We start from the raw sequence: 8468 nt of genomic DNA, 5'->3' as shown, positions 1-8468 counted from the left end.
CGGGGTTCCCCGCGGGGGACCCGCCCCCGTGGCGGACCGCGCCCACCGTGGTCCGCCGAGCGCGCCAACGGGGAGCCGCGCCGCCGCGGCGCGGACGCCGTCCACGGTCGCCCCCGAAAATCTGCTCCCGTTGAAACAGTATTTCCTTCCCCGTCGTGGGAAATACATTCCCTAAACACAGCTCCGGTGTTTTATTCCAGTGATTTTCCTCGCTTGCCGTTGACTTCCTCCGTGCTAGGCTGACGTCAGTTGCAGTTGTGGTTGCCAGTTTGCTACCGGGTCTCCGGGCAGGTGATCATCGCGACGATGAAGGGATTCGTAAAGTGCGGGTCCCGGCACTGTCTCAGGAGAATTGATATGGCCACCGGTACGGTGAAGTGGTTCAACTCGGAAAAGGGCTTCGGCTTCATCGAGCAGGACGGCGGCGGCGCTGACGTGTTCGCCCACTACTCGAACATCGCCACCTCGGGCTTCCGTGAGCTCCAGGAAGGCCAGAAGGTGAGCTTCGACGTCACGCAGGGCCAGAAGGGCCCGCAGGCGGAGAACATCGTCCCCGCCTGATCCAGGCGCAGGGATTCAAGGGCAGGGGCCCGCACTTCGGTGCGGGCCCCTGCTCTTTGCTTTCCCGTCGCTTTCCGTCCGCATTTCCCGCGGGGCCGACGCGCCCGAGGTCCTTTCGTCCGACGCGTCCGCGGTGAGCTCCGCGGTCGCGCCGATCACCGCGCCGGCCGCCGGAAGGGTGATCGGGGGGTACGCGGTCCGGGTGAACTCCGCCGAGGGCGTCAGTCCTGCCGGGGCGCGGCCTGCTGGACCACCTCGAAGGACCACAGCGTGGCGTCCGTGGCCGCCGGCCGGGGCTTCTCGCCCGGGGCCCCGCCGTGGGCGGCCTGGGCGCGGCCGTTCATCCAGCGCTGGAAGTCCTCCTCGCTCCGCCAGCGGGTGTAGACGAGGTAGGTGTCGGTGCCTTCCACCGGACGCAGCAGCTCGAACCACTCGAATCCGTCCGAGCCCTCCACCGCCCCCGCCCGCGCGGCGAACCGCTGCTCCAGCGTCTCGCGCTGCTCCGCCGGGACCGTGAGTACGTTGATCTTGACGACGCTCATGTCCCGATTGTTCCGCAGGGCCCGCCCGGGACGCGCGGCGGGGCGCGGTCCGCGGGGGCGCGTCGTGCGGCCCGTGCCCGTGCCGGACGCGCCGGCGCCGCCGCCCGCCTCCACCTCGGCGTGGAACCCCCGGGTCGTGATGTCGCTCCCGCGCGACCGGTCGGTCTCGCCCCGGGTGCTGTGACGCAGCGCACACTCGAGGGGGCGATGACTTCCCCTCCCGTCGGCGGTCGTACACACGACCACACCGACACAAGGAAGGCCCGGCCATGACCCACACGCTCGGCGCGTCCCGCTCCCTCGCCCCCGCCTCGCCCGCGTCGCGTCCGGCGGCACGGTGGACCGTGGCCGGCGGTGTGCTGGCGGGCCCGCTGTTCCTCGCGGCCGGTCTCGTCCAGGGCTCGGTCCGGGAGGGCTTCGACTTCACCCGGCACGCGATCAGCCAGCTCGCCCTCGGCGGGGCGGGCTGGATCCAGACCGTGAACTTCCTGCTCGCCGGCGCCCTGCTCGTCGCCGGGGCGGCCGGTCTGCGCCGGGTGCTGGACGGCGGTGCGGGCGCGACCTGGGGCCCCGTCCTGGTCGGAGTGTGCGGCGTCTCGTTCTGGGCCGCCGCGGCCTTCCCCGCGGACGCCGGCGCGGGCTTCCCCGCCGGTTCCCCGGACACGGCCGCGCTGAGCGGGCACGGAGCCGTGCACATGGCCGCCGGGACGGCCGGCTACCTCGCCCTGTGCGCCGCGTTCGTCGTCCTGGCCCGGCCGCTCGCCGACCGCGGCCACCGCGGCTGGGCCGTCGCCTCCCGCCTCGTGCCCGTCGCCGTGCTCGCCGGATTCGCCGGCTCCGCCGCCTCCGTCCTGGTGTTCACCGCGGGCGCGGGCCTCGGCCTGCTCTGGCTGGCCGCCCTGACCGCCCGGCTGGTCACCACCCCGGCGGGCCGCTGACCGGCCGCCGCACCACCGACCTCATCACGATCCATCCGACACGAGACGGGAGCACCCCATGGCCGACGCGGTGAAGGGCCCTGCCAGCTACTTCCCCTCCATCGAGAAGAAGTACGGCCGGCCGGTCGCCGAGTGGAAGGAGCTCATCCGCTCCTCCCCGCTCACCAGACACATGGAGCTCGTCACCTGGCTCAAGACCGAACACGGACTGGGCCACGGCCACGCCAACGCCCTGGTCGCCCACACGCTGGCGGAGGACAGCGGCAGGTGACCGGGCGCGGGCGGCGGGTCAGGCGTTCCCGTCCAGGCGGTCCGGCAGGCCGAAGAGCGGAAAGAGCCGCCCGGTGTCCCGGAAGGCCGTGATGCCCGTGACGCGGCCGCCGGAGAACTCGACGACCTGGAGGGCCCAGGGCTCGTACCCGGTCCGGTCCGCACGGGGGCGGTACTGGCCGAAGGCGGGGGAGCCGTTGGCCACCGTCGGGACCAGGCGGGACCCCCGGCACCCGACCGCCGGCCCGGTCAGCCAGGCCCGGATGTCGGGAAACCCGCGCATCCAGTGGGTGTACGGCGGCAGGCACAGGGTGGCGTCGACGTGGAGGAGCATGTTCAGCTCCTCCACGTCGTAGCGGGAGAAGGCCGTGGCGTACCGCTCGGCCAGCAGCCGCACGGCGTCGGAGGGCCGGTCGGCCGGGCCGTCGGCGCGCTCGCGGCGGGCGGCCGGCGTGGTGCGGGCCCGCTGCAGCGCGCTGTTGACCGAGGCGACGGTGGAGTCGTGCAGCTCGGCGACCTCGCGGGCGGAGAAACCCAGGACGTCCCGCAGGATGAGCGTGGCCCGCTGCTTGGGCGGCAGGTGCTGGAGCGAGGCGACGAAGGCCAGCCGAACCGACTCGCCGACCGCCACCTCCGCTCCGGGGTCGCCGCCGGGGCAGGGCTCGACCCAGAGGACGGAGTCCGCCGGCGCCCCCGGCGGCGCGGCGCCGTCGGCCGGGCCGGAGAGGTCCATCGGCAGCGCCCGGCGCCTGCCCGAGGCGAGGGCGTTCAGGCACACGTTGGTGGCGATGCGGTACACCCACGACCGCAGCGCCGACCGGCCCTCGAAGCGCTCGAAGCCCCGCCAGGCCCGGACGAGCGTCTCCTGCACGGCGTCCTCGGCCTCGGTGAACGATCCCAGCATCCGGTAGCAGTAGCCGGTCAGCTCACCCCGCAGCCCCTCCAGCCGCTCCGTCGCCGCCTCCGCCCCCACGCCCTCCATGCGGCGTCCCTCCCCTTGAAGAACCTCCGGTCCGCCTCGGGGCCACGTCCCCCGGACCGCCGCCACCTCAGGGCCTGTCCGGCGGCTCACGCCGGAGACGCGGGGCGCCGGGGCCGGCGCAGGAACGGCGCCTCGACGAGGTGGTACGACAGCAGGGCCAGCAGGACGGACAGCACGGCCGTGGCGGGCAGGAGTCCGTCCCTCATGCCGAGGGAGGCCAGCAGCCGTACGACGGGGTAGTGCCACAGGTAGAGGCCGTAGCTCAGGTTGCGGCCCACCCAGCTCAGCGGCGCGAGCGAGAGCAGCCGCGAGAGCGTTCCGGCGGGGCACAGTTCGAGCGCCGCGACCAGGGTGGCGGACACGGCCGCCACCAGCAGGAACCCGACGGTGTACCAGCCGGCCGTCCACGGGCCCGCGTCGGCGGTCACCGGCATCCGCCAGGCCGCCAGCGCCAGCAGGCCCAGCGCCGGCCAGGCCAGCCGGCCCGCCCAGGCGCGCAGCACCGCCAGCCGGGGGTCGTCGGCGCGCAGCCGCGCCAGGACCAGGGCGACGAGGGCACCGGCCAGCAACTGGTCGGCGCGGGTGTCGGTGCCGTTGTAGATGCGGTGGGCCGCGTCCGGGTGCCACAGGGCGCAGCGCCACAGCACGGGCAGCGCGCACAGGGCCACCGTGCAGAGCAGCACGGTGCGCGCCCGGACGTACCGCAGCAGCCCCAGCAGCACGAGCGGCCAGAGCAGGTAGAACTGCTCCTCCACCCCCAGCGACCAGGTGTGCGCGAGCGGTCCCATCAGGTCGCCGTACGGTCCGGGCTCCGCGGCCCGTACCAGGTTGACCAGGAACAGCGCCGACAGTCCCGCCGCCGGCAGGGAGTTGTCGAAGCCCCACAGCGGGGTCGTCACCGACAGGGCGGCGCAGACCGCGCACACGGCCAGCAGCGCGGGCACCAGCCGCAGCCAGCGCCGCCGGTAGAAGGGGAGCAGGGCGAGGCCGCCGGTGCGGGCGTACTCGGCGAGCAGCAGCCGGGTGATGACGAAGCCGCTGAGGGTGAAGAAGACGTCCACGGCGACCGAGCCGCCCGGCAGCAGGTCCGGCGCCACGTGGTAGGCGATCACCAGGGCGACCGCCACCGTCCGCAGCCCGTCCAGGCCGTCCACCCGCCCGCTGCGCGCCACCGCGGAGGGGAACCCCCGGCCGGCCGGCCCGCGGGAGCGGCGGGGCTTCGCCCCCGCCGTGTCCGGTCCGGAGGCTTCCGCCGTCGCCGAGCCCGCTTCCTGAGCCATGAACGAGACCGCTTCCCGTCTGCCGCCTGCCTGGGGTGGTCCCCGTGCGCCTGTCCGCGATTCACGGGCGCATGCCTTCGTGCACCCGCTCGGACGGCCCGGTCGTCCGGGGGGAGCTACGATCCGGGGCATGGCGCTGAGCGTTCGGGACGTGGACCGGTTCGAGGCCTTCAGGCCGCGGCTGGAGGCCATCGGCTACCGCCTCCTCGGCTCCGCGAGCGAGGCCGAGGACGCCGTGCAGGAGACCTTCCTGCGCTGGCAGGCCGCCGACACCGCCCGCATCGAGGTCCCCGAGGCCTGGCTGACGAAGGTGCTCACGCGCCTGTGCCTCAACCAGCTCGCCTCGGCCCGCGCCCGGCGCGAGACCTACGTGGGCGAGTGGCTCCCCGAGCCGCTGCTGGCCGGCGACCGGATGCTCGGCCCCGCCGACACCGCCGAACAGCGCGAGTCGGTCTCGTACGCCGTCCTCACCCTGCTGGAGCGCCTCACCCCCAACGAGCGGGCGGTCTACGTGCTGCGGGAGGCCTTCGACTACCCGCACCGGGAGATCGCCGGGATCCTCGACCTCAGCGAGGCGGCCAGCCAGCAGATCTTCCACCGCGCCAAGAAGCACGTCGCGGAGGGCAAGGCGCGCGCCGAGATCGACGAGGCCGCCGCCCGGCGGGTCGTCGACGAGTTCCTCGCCGCCGCCACCAGCGGCCGGACCGAGCCGCTGGTACGGCTGCTCACCCAGGACGCCGTCGCGGTCGGCGACGGTGGCGGGAAGGTCCCGGCCCGCGCCAGGGCGTTCGAGGGCGCGCTCGCGGTCGCGACGTTCCTCCGGGGCCTGTTCAAGCCGGGCAAGGCCAAGCGCGCCATCGTGGGCGGCTCGCCCGCTGTCCACGCCACGACCGCCAACGGCGACCCGGCCCTCGTGGCGGTCCTCGACGGCCGGGTCGTCGGCGTCATCTGCCTCGCCGTCACCCCCGAGGGCATCACCGCGGTCCGCAGCCAGGTCAACCCCGACAAGCTGGACCGCGCGACCCGGCTCTGGGCGGCCGCCGACCACGGGGACCCCCTGCTCTCCATCTTCTGACCGAGGTGTGATGCACGTCACATCCTGCTTCCGTCAGGAAACGGCGGGCCGCCCGGTTCAAGGGACGACCCAGTCGAAGAGCAGACGACAGGAGCAGGGACATGCAGCACCGCATCATCGTCCTCGGAGCCGGATACGCCGGAGCCGTCGCCGCCGGCCGCCTGGCCAGGCGGCTGCGCCGGGAGGACGTCGCCCTCACCCTCGTCAACGCCGGGCCCGACTTCGTCGAGCGCGTCCGGATGCACCAGGTCGCGGTGGGCCGGGAGCTCAGGTCCCGCCCCCTCGACGAGATGTTCGCGGGCACCGGCGTGGAACTGCGGCGGGCGACGGTCACGGCCGTGGACGCCGACCGCGGGACGGTCACCGTCACCGACGGCACCGGGGGGAGCGAGCGGCTGGCGTACGACACCCTCGTGTACGCCCTCGGCAGCGGCTGGGACCCCCGGGGCGTGCCCGGCGTCGCCGAACACGCCCACGAGATCGCCGGTCGTCCCGGGGCCCTCCGGCTGCGCGCGCGCCTGGCCGGCCTGGAGGCGGGACGGTCCGTGGTCGTGGTCGGCGCCGGACTCACCGGTCTGGAGGCCGCGTCCGAGATCGCCGAGTCGCGTCCGGACCTCGACGTCTCCCTCGTCGCCCGCGGCGACCTCGGGGACTGGCTCTCCCCCAGGGGCCGCCGGCACCTGCGTAAGGTCTTCGACGGGCTCGGCATCACCGTGCACGAGCGGACCTCCGTCACCGCCGTCGGGGCCGACCGGGTCACCACCGCCGACGGCCGCTCCCTGCCGGCCGCGGTCACCCTGTGGACCACCGGCTTCGCCGTCCACCCGATCGCGGGGGCCACCACCCTGAGGACCGGCGACGACGGCCGGATCGTGGTCGACGGCACCATGCGCTCGGTCTCGCACCCGGACGTGTACGCCGTCGGCGACGCGGCGCTGGTGGCGGGCCCCGGCGGCAAGCCGCTGCGGATGTCGTGCGCCTCCGGCGTGCCCACCGCCTGGCAGGCCGCCGACGCCATCGCGGCCCGGCTGACCGGCGGCAGGCTTCCCGACACGTCGCTGCGCTACTTCAACCAGTGCGTCTCGCTGGGCCGCAGGGAGGGCCTGATCCAGTACGTCACCGCCGACGACCGCGCCGTCGACGCGGCCCTGACCGGGCGCCTCGCCGCCCTCTACAAGGAACTGGTCTGCAAGGGAGCGGCCTGGGGCGTGGCCCACCCGACCCTCGGCATCCCGGTGCGGCGCCGCGACGTGGTCCACGAGCCGGCCGCCCCGGACCGGGAGGCCGGGGCCGCGGCCTGACGCCCGCGACGGACCGGGCGGATGTGTCCGGGGGCACCGGGAGGGGATCCGGGCCCGGTCCGCGCGTTCAGCCGGAGCCGTTCGCCGAGCCGCTGGCGGCCCGGCGGTACTCGGCGTTGATGCGCTGGGCCTCCTCGAGCTGGTCCTCGAGGATGACGATGCGGCACGCGGCCTCGATCGGGGTGCCCTTGTCGACGAGCTCGCGGGCGCGGGCGGCGATCCGCAGCTGGTAGCGGGAGTACCGGCGGTGTCCTCCCTCCGAGCGGAGCGGAGTGATCAGACGGGCCTCGCCGATGGCCCGGAGGAAGGCGGGGGTGGTGCCCAGCATCTCGGCCGCCCGTCCCATGGTGTAGGCGGGGTAGTCGTCGTCGTCCAGACGATCATTCAGTGGGTTGTCCGATGTCATGTCACCTCGCTGTGCAACGCGTCGAGGGGCCCTGGTGCCGTACGGCACCAGGGCCCCGAAGGGAATTCAACACCATCTGTCGGCCCTACTGGCGTGCCGACCTTTTGTCTCCGCACCGGCCCGGCGGGACGGAGCGGGGGGATCGCAGCTGCGTGACCGGGGACCACCATCCCATCGGGGGTCTTGCGGTACCCGGACCGAGTACTCCTCGGACCGGGCGATCCTGATGGCGTCTGCTCCTCCGTTTCTTTCCGGACCAACCACTGAATGAACCGGTATCACCGGTGGCGGCTCCTCCAGGTGCGAGCCACCCGGTGCGGCCCCCGGCTCCGTCGCCCTCCGGGAATGCTGTGGCTTCGAGGCCCGAGAGCCGCACCGACCTGCGTACTTCGTCTTCAGTCACCCGCCAGTTCGTGTCTGGCGGATCTCGTTCGACCGTGTCTACGAGAAGAAGAATACCCAGACGAGCCGGAAAATCTCAACTGGCAACAACAGATTTCATTCCTCTGGAGGAGGGGGAAGTGTGTCGCCTCCGGTGGGACGGGCGTCGCCTCCCGTCGGCCGCGCGGCCACTTCGCACCCGCGGGACGCACGGGGGGCGGGCGGGCCGCATAAGCTTTGCTGTCATGTCGAACCCTGATGAGCTGCTCGTCGCCATCTCCGCCGCGGTGGAGTCCGAGCGAAGCAATCAGATGTCACTGACCGTGGTCGTCGGCGGTGCCGTCATCACCGGCCGACTGGCTCCCGAGGCCATGTGGCGGGAGCGGGTGGCGGAGGTCCTGAAGGACTCGGACCGTCTCGGCCCGTTCTCGGACGTCTTCGCGCGCGGCCCACGGGGGAGGGCGCCCGGACGCGGCGAGGCGCCCACGCATCTGCACTTCCATCTCGCCCGGATCCTGCAGGGAAGCCTCGGGCTCCCGGAGACGGGCGGCATGTACCGGGTCGCCATCAAGGACGTCAGCGCCTGGACCGTGGGCGACCTCAGCTACTCCGACCGGTGAGGCGCCGCCCCCGCCCGTGACCGGGCCGGCCGGTTCCGGGCGGGCGGTGGCACGGCGACACAGCGGTGGGGGCCCTGCCGACGCGCGGGGGGGGGGGCCCCCCCCCGGCGCC

10 protein-coding genes are annotated in these 8468 nt (G+C 73.8%); 6 read left to right on the top strand and 4 right to left on the bottom strand.

Features of this window, described 5'->3' with window-relative positions; genetic code table 11:
- Window positions 1-357 precede the first annotated feature (357 nt).
- The gene (locus ABTY20_RS34180) at window positions 358-561 is read left to right on the top strand and encodes a cold-shock protein (protein ID WP_003969786.1); all 204 of its coding nucleotides are present in this window, start codon (window positions 358-360) and stop codon (window positions 559-561) included.
- Between the two features lie 221 nt (window positions 562-782).
- Here the strand turns inward: ABTY20_RS34180 and ABTY20_RS34175 are convergent, their stop codons facing one another.
- A complete protein-coding gene (locus ABTY20_RS34175) occupies window positions 783-1103 on the bottom strand; it encodes an antibiotic biosynthesis monooxygenase family protein (RefSeq protein WP_352001038.1) in 321 nt (106 codons plus the stop codon).
- Between the two features lie 269 nt (window positions 1104-1372).
- Between ABTY20_RS34175 and ABTY20_RS34170 the strand changes: the two genes are divergently transcribed.
- Complete coding sequence (locus tag ABTY20_RS34170) at window positions 1373-2041, top strand: DUF998 domain-containing protein (protein WP_352001037.1); 669 nt, start codon at window positions 1373-1375, stop codon at window positions 2039-2041.
- Window positions 2042-2099: 58 nt separating this feature from the next.
- Window positions 2100-2312: a DUF4287 domain-containing protein gene (locus tag ABTY20_RS34165; RefSeq protein ID WP_352001036.1), complete on the top strand. Its 213-nt coding sequence runs from the start codon at window positions 2100-2102 to the stop codon at window positions 2310-2312.
- Between the two features lie 18 nt (window positions 2313-2330).
- On the opposite strand, the gene ABTY20_RS34160 is transcribed toward ABTY20_RS34165, so the two are convergent.
- Window positions 2331-3293, bottom strand: coding sequence for a sigma-70 family RNA polymerase sigma factor (locus tag ABTY20_RS34160; protein WP_352001035.1), 963 nt, complete (start codon window positions 3291-3293; stop codon window positions 2331-2333).
- 86 nt (window positions 3294-3379) lie between these two features.
- A complete protein-coding gene (locus tag ABTY20_RS34155; protein ID WP_352001034.1) occupies window positions 3380-4573 on the bottom strand; it encodes an acyltransferase family protein in 1194 nt (397 codons plus the stop codon).
- Window positions 4574-4703: 130 nt separating this feature from the next.
- Here ABTY20_RS34155 and ABTY20_RS34150 point away from each other — a divergent pair, with 130 nt between their 5' ends.
- Window positions 4704-5648, top strand: a complete 945-nt coding sequence (locus ABTY20_RS34150) for an RNA polymerase sigma-70 factor (protein ID WP_352001033.1) — start codon at window positions 4704-4706, stop codon at window positions 5646-5648.
- Window positions 5649-5749: 101 nt separating this feature from the next.
- On the top strand, window positions 5750-6949 hold the full coding sequence (locus tag ABTY20_RS34145; RefSeq protein ID WP_352001032.1) for an NAD(P)/FAD-dependent oxidoreductase: 1200 nt from the start codon (window positions 5750-5752) through the stop codon (window positions 6947-6949).
- A gap of 67 nt (window positions 6950-7016) precedes the next feature.
- Here ABTY20_RS34145 and ABTY20_RS34140 read toward each other — a convergent pair whose 3' ends face one another.
- The gene (locus ABTY20_RS34140) at window positions 7017-7355 is read right to left on the bottom strand and encodes a helix-turn-helix domain-containing protein (RefSeq protein WP_352001031.1); all 339 of its coding nucleotides are present in this window, start codon (window positions 7353-7355) and stop codon (window positions 7017-7019) included.
- A 626-nt stretch (window positions 7356-7981) separates the two neighbouring features.
- Here ABTY20_RS34140 and ABTY20_RS34135 point away from each other — a divergent pair.
- Window positions 7982-8356, top strand: coding sequence for a GvpU-like protein (locus ABTY20_RS34135; protein ID WP_352001030.1), 375 nt, complete (start codon window positions 7982-7984; stop codon window positions 8354-8356).
- Window positions 8357-8468: the final 112 nt, after the last annotated feature.

The organism is Streptomyces sp. NPDC126497, from assembly GCF_040302425.1.
Classification (GTDB): domain Bacteria; phylum Actinomycetota; class Actinomycetes; order Streptomycetales; family Streptomycetaceae; genus Streptomyces.
The sequence above is the reverse complement of the archived record's forward strand: the minus strand, read 5'-3'. Positions and strand labels throughout refer to the sequence as shown.

Coding starts and splice junctions, on each gene's coding strand:
- ABTY20_RS34180 (WP_003969786.1), top strand. CDS start 358: ATGGCCACCGGTACGGTGAAGTGGTTCAACTCGGAAAAGGGCTTCGGC.
- ABTY20_RS34175 (WP_352001038.1), bottom strand. CDS start 1,103: ATGAGCGTCGTCAAGATCAACGTACTCACGGTCCCGGCGGAGCAGCGC.
- ABTY20_RS34170 (WP_352001037.1), top strand. CDS start 1,373: ATGACCCACACGCTCGGCGCGTCCCGCTCCCTCGCCCCCGCCTCGCCC.
- ABTY20_RS34165 (WP_352001036.1), top strand. CDS start 2,100: ATGGCCGACGCGGTGAAGGGCCCTGCCAGCTACTTCCCCTCCATCGAG.
- ABTY20_RS34160 (WP_352001035.1), bottom strand. CDS start 3,293: ATGGAGGGCGTGGGGGCGGAGGCGGCGACGGAGCGGCTGGAGGGGCTG.
- ABTY20_RS34155 (WP_352001034.1), bottom strand. CDS start 4,573: ATGGCTCAGGAAGCGGGCTCGGCGACGGCGGAAGCCTCCGGACCGGAC.
- ABTY20_RS34150 (WP_352001033.1), top strand. CDS start 4,704: ATGGCGCTGAGCGTTCGGGACGTGGACCGGTTCGAGGCCTTCAGGCCG.
- ABTY20_RS34145 (WP_352001032.1), top strand. CDS start 5,750: ATGCAGCACCGCATCATCGTCCTCGGAGCCGGATACGCCGGAGCCGTC.
- ABTY20_RS34140 (WP_352001031.1), bottom strand. CDS start 7,355: ATGACATCGGACAACCCACTGAATGATCGTCTGGACGACGACGACTAC.
- ABTY20_RS34135 (WP_352001030.1), top strand. CDS start 7,982: ATGTCGAACCCTGATGAGCTGCTCGTCGCCATCTCCGCCGCGGTGGAG.